Source organism: Sphingorhabdus sp. EL138 (assembly GCF_945890115.1).
In the GTDB taxonomy this organism is placed as follows: Bacteria; Pseudomonadota; Alphaproteobacteria; order Sphingomonadales; family Sphingomonadaceae; genus Sphingorhabdus_B.
Map to the genome: position 1 here is coordinate 48331 of NZ_CAMDCK010000012.1, position 15354 is coordinate 63684.

Annotated in this window: 15 protein-coding genes; 5 read left to right on the plus strand and 10 right to left on the minus strand. The window is 55.2% G+C overall.

Annotation, left to right across the window (positions count from 1 at the left end; translation table 11 throughout):
* Genes Q0O07_RS07280 through rfbC form a run of 7 tightly spaced genes read right to left on the minus strand, consistent with a single transcriptional unit; the run spans position 1 to position 7074 of the window.
* Complete coding sequence (locus Q0O07_RS07280) at positions 1–1689, minus strand: glycosyltransferase family 2 protein (protein WP_295492073.1); 1689 nt, start codon at positions 1687–1689, stop codon at positions 1–3.
* A gap of 27 nt (positions 1690–1716) precedes the next feature.
* The gene (gene kdsB / locus Q0O07_RS07285) at positions 1717–2526 is read right to left on the minus strand and encodes a 3-deoxy-manno-octulosonate cytidylyltransferase (protein WP_295492075.1); all 810 of its coding nucleotides are present in this window, start codon (positions 2524–2526) and stop codon (positions 1717–1719) included.
* Between the two features lie 27 nt (positions 2527–2553).
* Entirely contained in the window at positions 2554–3558 is a 1005-nt protein-coding gene (locus tag Q0O07_RS07290) for an SIS domain-containing protein (protein WP_295492077.1), read from the minus strand.
* Positions 3559–3594: 36 nt separating this feature from the next.
* On the minus strand, positions 3595–4479 hold the full coding sequence (gene rfbA, locus Q0O07_RS07295) for a glucose-1-phosphate thymidylyltransferase RfbA (RefSeq protein WP_295492080.1): 885 nt from the start codon (positions 4477–4479) through the stop codon (positions 3595–3597).
* Positions 4476–5381 carry a dTDP-4-dehydrorhamnose reductase gene (gene rfbD / locus Q0O07_RS07300; protein WP_295492082.1) on the minus strand — a complete coding sequence of 302 codons (906 nt, stop codon included), beginning with the start codon at positions 5379–5381 and terminating at the stop codon, positions 4476–4478. The genes rfbA and rfbD overlap by 4 nt, the downstream gene beginning before the upstream one ends.
* 5 nt (positions 5382–5386) lie before the next feature.
* Entirely contained in the window at positions 5387–6442 is a 1056-nt protein-coding gene (rfbB, locus tag Q0O07_RS07305; RefSeq protein ID WP_295492084.1) for a dTDP-glucose 4,6-dehydratase, read from the minus strand.
* Positions 6443–6501: 59 nt separating this feature from the next.
* Complete coding sequence (gene rfbC / locus Q0O07_RS07310) at positions 6502–7074, minus strand: dTDP-4-dehydrorhamnose 3,5-epimerase (RefSeq protein WP_295492086.1); 573 nt, start codon at positions 7072–7074, stop codon at positions 6502–6504.
* 749 nt (positions 7075–7823) lie between these two features.
* On the opposite strand from rfbC, the gene Q0O07_RS07315 reads away from it, so the two are divergent.
* Together Q0O07_RS07315 and Q0O07_RS07320 are read left to right on the plus strand one after the other, a co-directional pair.
* On the plus strand, positions 7824–9191 hold the full coding sequence (locus Q0O07_RS07315) for a cytochrome P450 (RefSeq protein ID WP_295492088.1): 1368 nt from the start codon (positions 7824–7826) through the stop codon (positions 9189–9191).
* A 49-nt stretch (positions 9192–9240) separates the two neighbouring features.
* A complete protein-coding gene (locus Q0O07_RS07320) occupies positions 9241–10026 on the plus strand; it encodes a hypothetical protein (RefSeq protein WP_295492090.1) in 786 nt (261 codons plus the stop codon).
* A gap of 57 nt (positions 10027–10083) precedes the next feature.
* Here the strand turns inward: Q0O07_RS07320 and Q0O07_RS07325 are convergent, their stop codons facing one another.
* Together Q0O07_RS07325 and Q0O07_RS07330 are read right to left on the minus strand one after the other, a co-directional pair.
* Positions 10084–11916: a DUF885 family protein gene (locus Q0O07_RS07325; RefSeq protein WP_295492092.1), complete on the minus strand. Its 1833-nt coding sequence runs from the start codon at positions 11914–11916 to the stop codon at positions 10084–10086.
* Between the two features lie 130 nt (positions 11917–12046).
* Positions 12047–12553, minus strand: coding sequence for a hypothetical protein (locus tag Q0O07_RS07330; RefSeq protein ID WP_295492094.1), 507 nt, complete (start codon positions 12551–12553; stop codon positions 12047–12049).
* Positions 12554–12780: 227 nt separating this feature from the next.
* Here Q0O07_RS07330 and rplU point away from each other — a divergent pair, with 227 nt between their 5' ends.
* The 3 genes from rplU (at position 12781) to Q0O07_RS07345 (ending at position 14295) form a co-directional block, all read left to right on the plus strand.
* Complete coding sequence (gene rplU / locus Q0O07_RS07335) at positions 12781–13203, plus strand: 50S ribosomal protein L21 (protein ID WP_295492096.1); 423 nt, start codon at positions 12781–12783, stop codon at positions 13201–13203.
* A 31-nt stretch (positions 13204–13234) separates the two neighbouring features.
* On the plus strand, positions 13235–13504 hold the full coding sequence (gene rpmA, locus Q0O07_RS07340) for a 50S ribosomal protein L27 (protein WP_295443149.1): 270 nt from the start codon (positions 13235–13237) through the stop codon (positions 13502–13504).
* Positions 13505–13704: 200 nt separating this feature from the next.
* Positions 13705–14295, plus strand: coding sequence for a GNAT family N-acetyltransferase (locus Q0O07_RS07345; protein ID WP_295492097.1), 591 nt, complete (start codon positions 13705–13707; stop codon positions 14293–14295).
* An 87-nt stretch (positions 14296–14382) separates the two neighbouring features.
* On the opposite strand, the gene Q0O07_RS07350 is transcribed toward Q0O07_RS07345, so the two are convergent.
* Positions 14383–15204 (minus strand): class I mannose-6-phosphate isomerase, encoded by an 822-nt coding sequence (locus Q0O07_RS07350; protein WP_295492099.1) that lies wholly within the window; start codon positions 15202–15204, stop codon positions 14383–14385.
* Positions 15205–15354 lie beyond the last annotated feature (150 nt).

A 15354-nucleotide genomic window follows, 5' to 3' on the forward strand; every position in this document is an offset into this window, starting at 1 on the left:
CTAGAGCCCGATCACAAATTTTTCGGAAAAACGGCTGAGAGCAAGGTGGTGATAGGGATCGACCTGTGTATCGGTTCGCCAACGTCCTTTCAGTTGGGCGAGTTCGCCCGCAAAGCGCAACTTCTTGTCGCCGGCGTGGTCAGTACCTCGGCTTTTGGATTCGTAATGGAACAGTTCCGCTCTAGGTTCGTAAAGTGATTGCCAGCCACGTGCGTTTAGCTTGAGGCACAGGTCTACATCGTTGAATGCAACGGGGAACAATTCCGCGTCGAAGCCGCCAACGGCTAAAAACTTGTTACGCGCTACCACTAGGCATGCGCCAGTTACTGCACTGACGAACTGCGGAAGGCCCGCCCGTTGAAAATATCCTGCCTCGGTCGGATCCTCTCCCCGATGGGCATGCCCGGCGCCACCGCCGACTCCCAAAACCACTCCGGCATGCTGAATAGTGCCGTCGGGATAAAGCAACCGCGCGCCTACCGCGCCCACATCACCCCTCCGGGCTTGGGCAACGAGGAAGAGGAGCCAGTAAGGTTCAATCATCGATACATCGTTATTTAGAAAGCATAGGTACTCGCTCTCTGTTAAGGCCACCGCGCTGTTGTTGAGCGCTGCATAGTTGAAGGCGCCAGGTTGGCGCAAGACGCGAACGTGAGCGGTATCCAGACCATCCAGGAATTCAATCGTGGCGAGGTCGTCCGATCCGTTGTCGATGATGATAACATCCATCGGGGAATAGAGGGTTTGCTCGAGCCCCTTGAGGCAGGCACTTAGCAGTTCAAGGTGGTTTCGGGTGGGTATAATCACAGTCACCGATGGGGGCGTTTCTAGCACAGGTCTAGCCACTTCGGGGGTAGCTGGTTGTGGCCGGTTGAGGCGATGCATCAGAACATGCGGGACATGCGTGGGATCCTGTTCGGCGAGCTCTACGGCAGCGCGCGTCAAACCTTCGATCCAGTCTGGATCATCTAATGCCAGCAAGAAACCCAGCAGCGCCGGATCAAGCCTGACCGCTGCGGCTCCTGAGATGTAATCGTGATATCGGAAAAGTTCAGCATTCCAGTCAGGTTTGAAATGTGGGGTATGGCGGCGCTCGTTTCGGTCAATGAGGTCATCGTCGGCATAGCATAAGGATGTGCCTTCTTGCGCAGCCCGGGCTAAAATATGGAAGGTGTTGGGCGCTAGGCGATCCCCGGATTTCAGCATCAGAAGCCAAGTTCCTTCGGCTTGCTTCATCTCGTGGTAGAGATCGCTCAGTCCTCCTGCCCAGCGCACTGGTAAGTTTGCAGGATAGGAACCCGCAAGTAGTTTTGAAGCAGGGTCGGCAAGGACAATGACAGCGTCGGGGACGCCAGCGAACTGGATGGAATGCAGCGTCTTTGGTAGATGCTCGAGCGAAAGGCGTGCGTCGATGGCTATGATGAAGGCCGCTCTGCCCGATGCCGGTTCTGACAACGGCCAGCTTTGCGGTTCACGCCTAGCCATCCAGAGGGCATAGGCTTGGCGACTAGAGCCAATCAGTGCAGATAGCTGATTGCGGCCACGGACACGCTTACCAACCACCAGCCATATGAGCCCCATCAGGTAACGGCCGGGTTGGCGCAGCAGGGCTTCTCCGTGAACTGACAGGATTAGTGCAGCTCCGACCAGCCAATGAGGGCGGCGCGGTCGGTCCGGCAAAGCGTTCATTGAGTAGTCCCTAACCATGTGGTGATGTTAAACAATCCCGCGGCTCTTCAGGATCGCCTCGATAACTGGGGTGTCGCTAGGATTGTTCAGTTCGATTGCATCCCAGTCCAGCCGGCCAATCCGCACCACTCGGACTGGCAACCCCATGAAGAGGAAACGCAACTGCTCGAGGCCTTCTAGCTCCTCCAATTCGCACGGCGCCGCCTCCGCATAAAGTTTTAGCGCTGCACTTCGGTAAGCATAAAGCCCAAGGTGGAGGTAGACCGGCGGCTCGATCGCTTCAGCAGCTTTTTCTGGAAGGTAAGGCAAGACCCGCTTCGAGAAATACATCGCTCGGTCATTGCGTCCGATCACCACGGTGGTTCCCCCCACACGTCCTGCTGCTTGGTCGGCGATCAGGTGTTCGTAGACCCCGCGTGAACAAGGCGCCGCTGGTGTTGCCATCAGTGCCTCGGGATCAGACACCAAGGCATCGACGAGATCGGTCACGATGAAATTCGGAGAAAGTGGAGCATCGCCTTGAAGATTGACAAAGACTTGCGCCACATCGCCCAGCTTAGTCGCCGCTTCCGCACACCGCATCGTGCCGTTCTCACAGTCTTCTGAAGTCATCACCACTTGGCCGCCAAAGCCGGTAACTACTTCAGCTATTCGTTCGTCGTCGGTTGCCACCCACACGCCGACGCTTCCTTCCACGCCTTTGGCGCATTCCCAGGCTCGCTGGATTAACGGCTTGGCAATGCCCGTCGCGCCCATCAGCGGAGCGAGCGGCTTGGCTGGGAACCGGGTCGAGGCATAGCGTGCAGGTATTATAATCGCGAAGCTGGGACGGTGCATGGTCAGGTCACTCTGCTAAGTTACTGCTCAGCCAAAGCCGAGCCTAAGGAAGTCATGAACGTGGATGATCCCGACCAGTTGCTGCGATCCGTGTGGGTCATCTTCCGAGACTACGAAGGCGCAGGTAATACCATGCTCATTCAGAAAGCCCAACGCCTCTTCAGCTAGCACGTTATCGGCTATCATCTTGGGTGCCACGCTCATCACATCGCGCGCCACAGCGGACTTTAGGTTGTCGAAATTTCGACGTAGATCACCATCGGATATCACCCCAATTAGTCGACCATCCCCGTCAACCACCCCGGCAATCCCGAAACCCTTTCCTGTCATAATTGAAATAGTATCGCGCATGGACGTCTCTGCAGTGACAATTGGTAGGTTTGCACCACCGTGCATGATCTGCGAAATCGGAGAGAGCCTAAGTCCAATCGCGCCACCCGGGTGGAGCTTGCTCATATCATTTCTACCAAACCCGCGCAGGTCCATCACAGCCATAGCTAAGGCGTCGCAAAGCGCCAACTGAACCGTGGTTGATGTAGTCGGAGCAATGTTTGAATTGCATGCCTCCTGGACATTAGGTAAGCAAATGCCAATACTTGCTCGGTTTAGGACCAAAGAACGGGGACGTGAGGCGATCCCAATCACTAACACGCCCAAGGATTCGGCATAGTTAAGGAATGCCCTCAATTCAGGCGTGTTGCCAGAGTTTGAAATGGCCACCAAAACGTCACCCGGCACCAACATGCCAAGGTCGCCATGGGCGGCTTCAGCTGGGTGAACAAAGTTCGAGGGCGTACCAGTTGCTGACAGTGTGGCGGCAAACTTCCGCCCGATATGGCCCGACTTGCCCATGCCGGTAATCACCACCCGACCTTTCGCTTGGACGATTGCTTCGCAGGCTTCCGCGAAACTGATGTCGAGGCTGCGCGCAAGTTCTCCTAGCGCCTGAGCCTCTAGCTCAATAACCGCGACGCCGCGCGCCAGCACTCTGCCAGCTGTCTCTTCAAAATTAATGACGGTATTTGGAATCATGATTGTTTTCCCATTAGCAGGGTGAGATAAAGGAATTCAACGCGGTTTGTCCGCAAACTGCTCGCCTATCGCTTGTAGATAGCGACCATAATCAGACTTACCATAGCGAGTAACAATATCTGCAAACTGAGAGAGATCTACAAAGCCTTGACTCAAAGCAATTTCTTCGGGGCAAGCAATCTTGAAGCCTTGCCGCTTCTCTAGCGTACGAACGAATTCGGCAGCTTCGATTAGGCTGTCGGGCGTGCCGGTATCAAGCCAAGCGAATCCACGGCCCATTATCTCGACCGCCAATTGGCCGCGATCCAAGTATTCGCGGTTGACGTCAGTAATTTCCAACTCACCCCGGGCGCTGGGTTTCAAGTTGGCGACAATATCCACCACCTGCTTATCATAGAAATACAGCCCGGTTACCGCCCAGTTTGAGCGCGGGTTGGCTGGCTTTTCCTCGATCGATTTTGCACGCATTGAATGATCAAACTCCACTACGCCGTAGCGCTCGGGGTCGGTCACGTGATAAGCAAAGACACTGGCCCCGACTTGGCGCGCAATAGCGTTCTCGAACAAGTCAGTGATCCCGTGGCCATAGAAGATGTTATCGCCGAGGATGAGTGCTGACGGCCCGCCGGCAGCGAAATCCGCACCGATAATATAAGCCTGAGCCAACCCTTCGGGTTCCGGCTGGACCGCATAATCTATGGTCATGCCCCACTGGGACCCATCGCCGAGTAGCGCCTGAAAATTTGGAGTGTCTCGCGGGGTAGAGATAACCAGCACTTCTCTAATCCCAGCCAGCATCAGCGTCGAAAGAGGATGATAGATCATCGGCTTGTCGTAGATTGGCATGAGCTGCTTCGAGACGACAAGTGTCATGGGATGCAACCGCGTACCGGAGCCACCGGCGAGAATAATGCCCTTCATTTTTTGATCCTTTCGTCCGCCGAGAGAAGTTCGTTCACTATCTCATTTACCGCCTCCTGCCAAGGTTGAGGCTTTATGCCGAAGTCCCGATAGAGCTTTGCAGGGTCAAGGCAAGAGTTGGCCGGACGGCGCGCGGCAGTCGGAAAATCGGCAGTTCCTATCGGCACCACCGGCACATGCGGTCCGCCATTTCGCGCGCTTGCAATCATAATCGCTTCTGCAAGGCCATGCCAAGTCGTTTTTCCGGCGTTCACGAAGTGGTAGGTCCCGCAAGGGGCGGTTGATTGAGTAAGGTGTGCTAGTGCGATCGTGCGCAATGTAGCAGCTATGTCGCGCGCGCTCGTTGGGGAGCCTTGCTGGTCTGCCACGATCCGCAACTGTGGGCGCTCGGTGGCAAGGCGGAGCATGGTCTTGAGGAAGTTATTGCGCTGGGCGCTTATTACCCAAGCTGTGCGAAGGATTACATGCCGAGGCGCTGCTGCACGTACCGCAAGTTCGCCAGCAAGCTTGCTGGAGCCGTAGACCCCAAGAGGGCTAACATCATCGTCTTCGTGGTAAGCTCGATTGAGCGCTCCACCAAACACATAGTCTGTTGATACATGCAATAGAGGTATGTTCTGATTACGCGCTATGTCGGCGAGCCAAGCGGGTCCTTGGGCATTGGCAAGGAAGGCTTCTCCGGCCAATCCCTCCGCGAGGTCGACTGCCGTAAAGGCTGCAGCATTGATAATGCAGTCGATAGTCCGTTCAGCGAACCATGCGGCGATACTAGCCCCCGAGCCCAGATCGAGTTCCGCACGGCCCGGCGCCAGCAGGGTTACTTCGGCTGGCCAAGGTTGGCGCACTAATTCCAGGCCCACTTGCCCAGTGCCGCCTGTGATGAGAACTGTTTTCCTTGCCATTGTGCTCAAGCCTTAAGGCCCAGCCGCTCAGTGACATAGCGGCGTTGTAAGATAGGTTGCCACCAATCCTCATGGGTCAGATACCAATCGACTGTGCGGGCCACCCCTTCCTCGAAACCAACTTCCGGCTGCCAGCCGAGCTCACGCTTAATCTTGCTGGCATCAATCGCATAGCGCTGATCATGCCCTGGCCGGTCGGCAACGAAGGTGATCTGTTCGGCATACGACTTGCCATCATCGCGGGGCGCACGAGTATCAAGCGCGGCGCAGATCGCGCGGACAACTTCAATGTTCCGCCGCTCGGAATCGCCGCCAATATTATAAGTTTCGCCTGGGACACCCGCTTCGAAGACCCGGCGAAGCGCACGGGCGTGATCCTCGACAAACAGCCAGTCGCGTACATTGCTTCCGTCACCATAGACCGGCAGCGCCTCTTCGGACAGAGCGCGAATTATAATCAACGGAATGAGTTTTTCGGGGAAGTGGTAGGGGCCGTAATTGTTGGAACAATTGGTGACAAGCACTGGCAGTCCATAAGTGTGGCCCCAAGCACGGACAAGATGATCCGATGCCGCTTTTGAGGCCGAGTAAGGTGACCGAGGATCATAGGGCGTCGTCTCGACGAAATAACCATCTTCGCCGAGTGAACCAAACACCTCATCCGTTGAAATATGATGAAACCGGAAGCTTGCCTGGCGCTCAGCCGGCAGCCCCTGCCAATACTCCAGCGCCTGCTGAAGCATGGCGAAGGTCCCGACGACATTGGTCTGGATGAATTCGCCTGGCCCGTCGATGGAACGATCAACGTGGCTCTCCGCAGCGAGGTGCGCGATCACGTCGGGTTGAAACTCAGTCAATAGACGGCCGATGAGTTCGCCATCGCAAATATCGCCTTGGACAAAACGATATCGCGGGTTGCTTGCAACATCTTTCAGCGATTCCAAAACGCCAGCATATGTTAGCTTATCTAGGTTCAATACCTCGTGTTCGCTCTCGCCAATCAAGTGCCGAACCAGCGCAGAACCGATAAAACCTGCGCCGCCAGTAACAAATATCTTCATCGACAAAACACCTTCGCCTTATTCACTCAACTTCTATCGAGTTAACAACCGTTCGATAATCACGGGGTTATTTCAATCAGGCCATCGAGCGGCCTTCCATCATAAGGGAAATGAACATCAATGTCTTTCAACTTCGGCAAGCATGCATCCTTATCAGATAGGACTGGTGCGAGCTTCTCAATTGGCCAATGAACATTAATCGTCGGATCGTCCCAAGCAATGCCGCCATCACAATCTGGCGCGTAATAATCACTTACCTTATAGGATATTTCACAATCAGCCTCCAATGTTACGAAGCCATGTGCAAAGCCAGTTGGAATGAAAAGCTGCTTACCGTTGTCTGCCGAAAGCTCCAATCCCACCCATTTTCCAAAAGTGGGGGAATCGTGTCTGATATCCACTGCTACATCGAATATACGCCCCCTCAGGCAGCGAACGAGTTTGGCCTGCGCGTGAGGAGGAGCCTGAAAATGAAGGCCGCGCAATGTTCCTGCCGGCTGGGAATATGATTGGTTGTCCTGACAAAAAGAGGACGGCAATCCGTGGGAGGCAAAGCGCGCTTCGTTGTAAGTTTCACTGAACCAACCACGGCTATCTAAAAAACGGCGCGGGCAAATAACAAGCAATGACATAAAGTAGCCGCCATTCATAAGCTGAGTTTGGTTTGGTATGGTTTAAAAAGTCTATTTAAGCACGACGACTTGGTGAATACTAGTCGTCTAGACTATTTTTATACCGCCATTGGGCTATTCCGATGGCGGTAATTGATTATGAAATCAAGCAAAAAATTATCTAAGTTAGCATTACGTTCAACACTACTCTGACAAGCCTGGGGACAGAGCTCGTTCATTAATACAGAAGATGATAGTTGCTGCGATTGCGATGACAGATATGGAGGTGCGCGCATCGGTCGCAGCGGGTGTGGATTGCAGGGAATTGGAATAGATGACGCGTTCGTCAATGAAGTTCCAAGTGCGGCAAACCCTGATCAGCAAGTTGGGAACAATGTTAAAAAATACACAGATTGATGAACAGTGCTTCGCCGTCGCTGGGTTTAACCTTGCCTGTAAGGCTGAGCGCTCAAGCGGTTTTGAGAGGATTTAGCCTGACTGGCGGATGTCTTGCGCCATTGGACCTGCTTGCAGTTGCTTGGTGTTCGTTTCGGGACATGCGCCTTAATCCAGAGGGCTAACTAGAGTTGCTTGTTCGTTCTGTGACGCATCAATTTTATTCAGTGTTACGATAATCATTGGGGGGCATTGCACTCAAATTACGCTAGAAGACCCCTCGTCCCTTTTCTCAACACCCTTGTCCCACTTGCGCCATACTGACATCCATGGCAGTAAAGCTTAATCGCGCAATTAAATGAGGAAATAAGCCCATGGCCCTTGCCCATAGCGAAGCTGCAAACCCGCATTGGGTGCCGCGCACTAAGATTGGCGACCTTTCCCATATTCCCGGTGAAAATGGGCCGCCGATTATTGGTACAACGTTTCGCGTGTTGCGCGATCCGCCTGCTTATGGCGCGCATATGGTTAAAACTTATGGCAAGGTGTTTCGCACCAACGCCTTTGGCAATCCGACGGTGTCACTGGTCGGTGCAGAGGCCAATGAGCTGTTGCTGTTTGACCGTGAAAAGCTGTTTTCGTCGGAGCAAGGCTGGGGCCCAGTTCTGAACTTATTGTTCCCGCGCGGTTTGATGTTGATGGATTTTGACCATCACCGCATGGACCGGCGCGCGCTTGGTATCGCGTTCAAGCCAGGGCCAATGCGTGCCTACACCCAAGACATGAACCGCATTTTTGCCGAGCAGTTAAAAGACTGGCGCGGCGACATGCTTTTCTATCCGGCGATCAAGCAACTGACGCTCGATGTCGCGGCGAGCAGCTTCTTAGGCATACCATTGGGGCCAGAGGCGGACAAGATTAACAAGGCTTTTGTCGACATGGTGCAGGCATCGGTCGCGCCCATTCGCGCGCCATTACCCTTCACGCCGATGGGCAAGGGCGTTGCTGGCCGCAAATATCTCATTGATTATTTCGGGCCACAAATCGCCGAGCGTCGTCGCAATGAAAACCGGCAAGATATGTTCAGCCAATTCTGCCGGTCAACGCGCGACGACGGCGAGTATATGTCTGATGGCGAGTTGATCGACCACATGAACTTCCTGATGATGGCGGCGCATGACACGATTACTTCGTCGGTGACGTCGATGATCTGGTATCTTACCAAGCATCCCGAATGGCAGCAGAAATTGCGCGAAGAGTGCCTCGCGATTGGGCCTGGCGGATCGGACATCGCCTTTGCCGACCTCGATAAGTTTGAGCTGACGGAATATGCATTTAAGGAATCGCTGCGCATGATTTCGCCCGTGCCGTCCATCCCGCGCCGCGCGTTGCGTGATTTTGACTTTATGGGCTATCATATCCCCAAGGGCACATCGGTCAGCATCAGCCCGTCTTACGTTCATATGATGGAAGAATATTGGCCAAACCCGCATGAATTTGACCCCATGCGCTTTACGCCTGCCAAGGTGAAGGCGCGGCATAAATATGCGTGGGTGCCTTTTGGCGGCGGCGCGCATATGTGCCTTGGCCTGCACTTTGCGTATATGCAGACCAAGCTGTTCATGCACCATTTGCTGACGTCGGTTAAGGTCGAGATTGCCGATGGCTATGCGCCCGATTGGCAGGCTTGGCCGATCCCCAAGCCCAAGGATGGGCTGAAGGTCCGGTTCACGCCTCTATAATGCGGGATTGCAAGCAGCGCCCAGCGCACTAAAGCTGCGCGCTGCACGCATGGCCTATTCAGAACAGACAGATTGGAGCCGTGAGGACCTTCGGCGGCGTGGGCTTGGCCTCGCTGTCGCGCTGCTGCTTGAGATCATCATCATATTGGCGATATTGAGCCTGAGCATGCGCGCGGGCGGCCCTGCGGCAGGCACCCGCAGCCTCAGCACCTTCTCTCTGGAGGCAGAAGCGCAGTCCGCATCGTCGGCTGAAAAGAGCGAAACACAAACACCCGTCACCGAAGCGCAGAAAAGCACCCCCACGCCGCCGATCCCGAAACCCTTACTGCCACCCGTCAACCCAGTCCAGGCGCCGCCGCCTAACCCCGATTTTATCAAAGTCAGCAAGACGGATTTTGACGCAATGGACTTATCAAAATTGCCAGCGGGCGGCGGGGCAGGCGCGGGCGACAATAAAGGCAGCGGACAAGGTGCAATGGGCATGATGGGGCCCGGCCTTGGCCCCGGCGGGGCCCAGCTCTATCCTGTGGCCTGGCTGCACGAACCCTATGACAGCGAACTTGCGCCCTATCTGGCTACGGTCAAGCGTATCCCGCCCGGCGCGTCGGCGGAAATCGCGTGCCGCATGATCGAACGTAACCGTGTGGAAAATTGCCAGATCATAGGCGAAAACCCGCGCGGTACCGGCCTTGCCAAGGCATTACGCCTCGCCGCGTGGCAATTTTTGGTCAAGCCCCCGCGCATCGATAACAAACCGCAATTGGGCGTGTGGGTGCGCATCCGCTTCGATTTCGGGGTGCGGGCGGTTGATGGCGGCGAACCAGCCAACGAGTGACGCTGTGGTTAGCGAGAAGGCTGTTTGCGGACGACGGGGGAGCTACCCCCCACGCCATCACTTACGCGTGGCAATCCACGCGTCGACTTGCTCTTCGAGTACATCCAATGGCACCGGACCTGATTTCAGCACCGTGTCGTGGAACCCGCGTATGTCAAATTTCTTGCCCAGCGCCTTTTGCGCCTTGCCGCGCAGTTCGCTGATTTTCAGGCGGCCAACCATATAGGCGGTCGCTTGGCCGGGATAGATGATGTAGCGCTCAATCGCCTTCACAATGCCGCCCGGTGCATCGGCGCTATTGTCCTCGACATATTTGATCGCTTGTTCGCGGGTCCAGCGTTTGTGGTGCAGACCGCTATCAACCACCAAGCGAATCGCGCGGTGGAGTTCCAGTTGCAACCGGCCAAAATCCCGCGCGGGGTCAGTATAAAGGCCCATATCCTTGCCCAATTTCTCCGCATAGAGACCCCAGCCTTCGGAGTAAGCCGTGACGCCGCCAAATTGGCGGAATGCGGGCACGTCTTTGAGTTCGGTCTGGATTGCGCGCTGCATATGGTGGCCGGGAACGCCCTCATGGTAAAACAGCGCCTCAACCTCGGTCAGCGGCATATCCGCCATCTTATACAAATTGGCATAATAGGTGCCGGGGCGCGAGCCGTCGGGGCTGGGGCTTTGGTAAAATGCCTTGCCCGCCGATTTTTCGCGGAAGGCCTCAACGGGTTTTACGACCAAGGGGGCCTTGGGCAAAACGCCAAACCATTTGGGTAGCAAGGGCGTGATCGCATCCTGCGCCTTTTGTGTTTCCGAAAGATACAAGGCGCGACCTTCGGCGGTTTCGGCTGCGTAGAATTTGGGTTCGGTGCGCATATAATTGAAGAAGGCCTGAAGATCGCCCTTCACGCCCATCTTTTTCTGGACGACACCCATTTCCTTATGAATGCGCGCCACTTGCGCGAGGCCCAGATTGTGGATCTGGTCCGGCGTCATATCGGTCGTGGTATAATTGGCGAGGCGCTCGGCATAATAGCCCGCGCCATCCTTAAACCGCCAAACACCATCGTCGGTTCCAGCGACCTTTTCCTGCGCCGTCATTTCGGCAATCAACGCCTCATAAGCAGGCTTTACTGACGCGTTCAGCGCCTGCGCCGCGTCCGCGATCAGCAGGTCTTTTTCGGTCTGGCTGATTTTGAGCTTGGCTACCTTCGCCTTGAAATCGGCATATAGAGGCGCATCGGGGCCGTCGCCAAAGGGCGCGCCCGTGATGACGTTGCGCGCGTCATTAATGACATAAGGATACACCCATTTGGGCGGCATAATGCCTTGCGCTGCACGCGCCTTGGCTTGGCCAATGGCCTCCATCATGCCAGGGCCAAGGCCATAGAGGCGGCTGACATAAGCACGCGCGTCAGACTTTGTGTCGACGCGGTGAATGTTGATAAGGAACGCTGGCAATTGGCTTTGCGCGCCATTCATCTGGTCAAAGACATAGCCATAATCATTATATTTAAAGGCCGCTTCGCTGCGTTCAGCGCGTTTTTCAAACAAGCGGTAGGACAGACGGTTTTCCGGCGAAAGCTTGGCAGGGTCAAAGCGGGCGCGCATTTCTGTGCGCGCGGAACGCTCGGCTGCATTCGCGCGCATCTCGCCAGCGGTGGAGAAATCCCCCCAACGGCCATAATCGCTGTCCTTGATACCGCGATAGGATTTGCCCAACGGCGAAAGCGCCAGTTGCTGCGCATCATATTCTTCGAAAAAGGCCTTGATCGCGGCATTTTGGTCAACTTCGGCCACAGCAGCGGGTGCAGGCGCCATGGTCTGGGCCATCGCAGGCGTACCCAATTGCGCCAATAAAAGGGCAAGGGCAGAAATCGCGGTTTTGTTAAGGCGCATTCGAAACTCTCCTGAATATCTGTGTGGCAGCATCATATCAGCAGGGCGGGCAAGGGAAAGCTATGTTTCCGTGGCTTGTCGAAACGGCAACGGTCTTTGTCGATGCCTAACACCATGACAGGCCGCGCCTTTATTCCCCGATCACCTTCGAAATCCGCGCAATTTCTCCATTTTGTGCTGCGACGTCTTCTATAACGGGTCGCTGCGCCTCAGTCAGAAGCGCGGCAAGGCCCGCGTCGCGCGCGCCTGCATCCAATATCAACCCGTCAAAGTCCCGCAAGGCGGCCACCGAATCGGCGCGCGTCTTGTCGAGCCGTGACAGCATAAGATGCGCGTTCACCCAAAGCTCGCTACCGGGGGAACTGCCCGCCGCCTTTGAAGCTATGGCCTGAACCGCCGCCAATGCACCTAGATATGCGCCATGCGCCGCTATGTGTCGCGCCTGCAGCGCGTCGGCTTTTGCAGCGAATGCACCCGATAACATCGATGGCGCAGCTGCCGATTCGATGGGCGCAGATATCGGCGCATCGGCCTCATAACTCCGGGGCTCAAGCGAAGGAAATCCGCCCTCTTTCGTGCCGCATGCGGCAAGGAGCAGGAAAAGAAGTAACGGGGATGCAGGCTTGAAATTCAACATATCCGCCGTCTAAGCCTGCTTGGGGGCGCATGCAAGCGCATCTCAATGGCGGCGCAGGCGGCATCATAAGGGCCAAAATGCGGGATTATACGTTGACATAGATATTTGCTTGCACTAGCTGCGCCCATTCTTGCGTGACCCTGTTGAGATTCGTCTCCGCTATGTCATGCGCCCGAGCAACCCGCCCTTATAAGGCGCTAAGCTGTAGAAACGGATGAGTTAAAGCCATGTTCGCAATCGTGCGCACAGGCGGCAAGCAATATCGCGTCGCCGCCGGAGATAAAATTGCAGTTGAAAAACTGTCTGGTGAAGCGGGTGACAAGATCTCGCTGGGTGACATCCTTCTTGCCGGTGACGGTGACAAGGCGCAGGACGTAAACGGCTTGACCGTTTCTGCCGAGATCATTGCGCAAGAGCGCGGTGAAAAGGTAATCGTCTTCAAAAAGCGTCGCCGCCACAACTATCGCCGCAAGCAAGGTCATCGCCAGTCGTTGACGCTGCTGCGTATCCTTGCCGTTGGCAAGGAAGAAAAAAAGGCTGCTGCGCCGAAGGCTGAGAAGGTTGAGGCTGCTGCCACTGCTGCTCCTGCAAAGGAAGCCGCGCCAAAGAAAGCTGCGCCCAAAAAGGCTGCAGCCCCCAAGGAAGCTTGAGCGGCAACGCTCTGACGTAGGAGTTTAGACCATGGCACATAAAAAAGCAGGTGGTTCGTCACGCAACGGTCGCGATTCAGCAGGCCGTCGCCTTGGCGTGAAGAAGTTCGGTGGCGAAAACGTCATCGGCGGCAACATCATTATCCGTCAGCGCGGCACGAAGGTGTATCCTGGTTCGGGCGTTGGCCTTGGCAAAGACCACACTTTGTTCGCGCTCGTCGAAGGCCGCGTGCGATTCCATGCTGGCAAACTCGGCCGCAAATATGTGTCGGTCGATATGCCAGCGATGGCCGCCGAATAAACAGGACAATCGATACCGGGTTGTCCAGACGGATGACCCGGAAATCATGTCAGGTGGTTTCCACCTTTGAACAGGGAGACGGGTCAACCGGTCTCCCTTTCTTTTTGTCTCATTCTCCCTGTTCTCAGCCTCCTGCGGAGGAACTGTAATATGGCTGTCGCTTTGTCATGCAAGGGGCGGCGCAGAACCGGAGAGAAACAATGTTCGCGAGGACGGAAAGATTATTGTTGCGGCCAAGCTGGGCAGAGGATGCAGCCGAATTGCATCAGGCGATTGCCGATGAAGGCATCGTCCGCAACCTTGCAAGCGCACCATGGCCTTATACCGCCGCCGACGCCGTGCGCTTTGCAATGCAAGAGCATGATGCGCTCTATCCTGCCTTTTTGCTCATGCTGCGCACCCATGGTGCACCGCGCCTGATTGGTGCATGTGGCATTGGCAATTATGACGGCAGCGCCGAATTGGGCTATTGGATAGCACGTCCTTATTGGGGCCTTGGCTTTGCAACCGAAGCCAGCCGCGCCGTGATCCATATCGCCAGGGCCATTGGCCACAAGAAGCTCATCGCCAGCAACTTCACCGATAACCCCGGTTCGGGCAACGTGCTGCGCAAGGTCGGCTTTCGACAGAACGGCAAGACTGCCTTGCGGCACAGCAACGGCCGCCCCGAGGCAATGACATGCGCTTTGTATGAAAAAACACTGGATGGTGCAGGTTTAGAACCCACGTCCATGCCACCATTGCCAGCGATCAACATCCGCGCGCAAATGGAACGGCGTCAGGCAGCTTAGTGGCGGAAGCGCCTGCTTCATTGTCCGCCTGCGGTTAGTATTCAGGCACGGGTTCGCGCCGTAAGCTGAGAAAATCTTCTTCGCTCTCTAGAAGGCAACAAGCGCCTTTGCGTCGTGTGAAAAAATGATCTTTGCGTTGCCAGACGTGACTATGCAGTCACCCTTGGCAGCGACCTCGCCATCTGTGTCGACCTGGCCTGATAGCGGCGTAATCCAGATATTCCCTGACGGTGGCAGTGCCTGCACTTCGTTTATGTCAGAGACATACCAAAGCTGAAAATGTGGACCTTCAACCAGCTGCGATGATAAATCAGCGCGTCCGGACCGGGCATCGGTATATGGTTTTGCAAACGATACAGACACGCCATCGTCAAGATGCAGCGGACGGTCGCGACCATAATCATAAAGACGATAGGTGATGTCCGCATATTGCTGAACCTCGATAAGACTTACCCCGGCCCCGATGGCGTGGACTGTCCCAGCAGGAATATAAAAATAATCTCCCGCAGACACTTTTTTCCAGTCCATCAAAGCTTCAATCTCGCCTGAAAGTGACGCCGCGTAAAGTTCTTCGCTACTAAGTGGGCGCTTGGTTCCAATTCCAATGACCGCGCCTGGTTCTGCGTCCACAACGTAGCAGCACTCTTCTTTGCCTGACGGCATGCCCCGCGCGCGTGCCTGCGCGTCATTAGGGTGGACCTGAATTGAGAGCCGCTCGGACGTAAAAAGCCACTTCACCAGAATTGGCAAAGGCGCTTCGGTTTTAGCGCTATACCAGATTTCGCCTACGCGGCGGCCGCTGGTGGTGCCAAATTCCGCCGGAATATCTGTTCTACCCCAGGGTTTATCAACAAGATGCTTGGTAACCTTCATAGTGCAATCAATAGCAGAACCTGCCCACTTTTCCATTCCAAAACCCTACCATAGCTTATATCTAACTATAACTAACTATATGTGACAAGAGTTTACAATAATTAACAGTCTTAATCTCGATAGTGATTGCATTAATACCCGTATTTTCCGAACAAGAGAAGTGTAACCGCTTTTGGGGGTTTGACA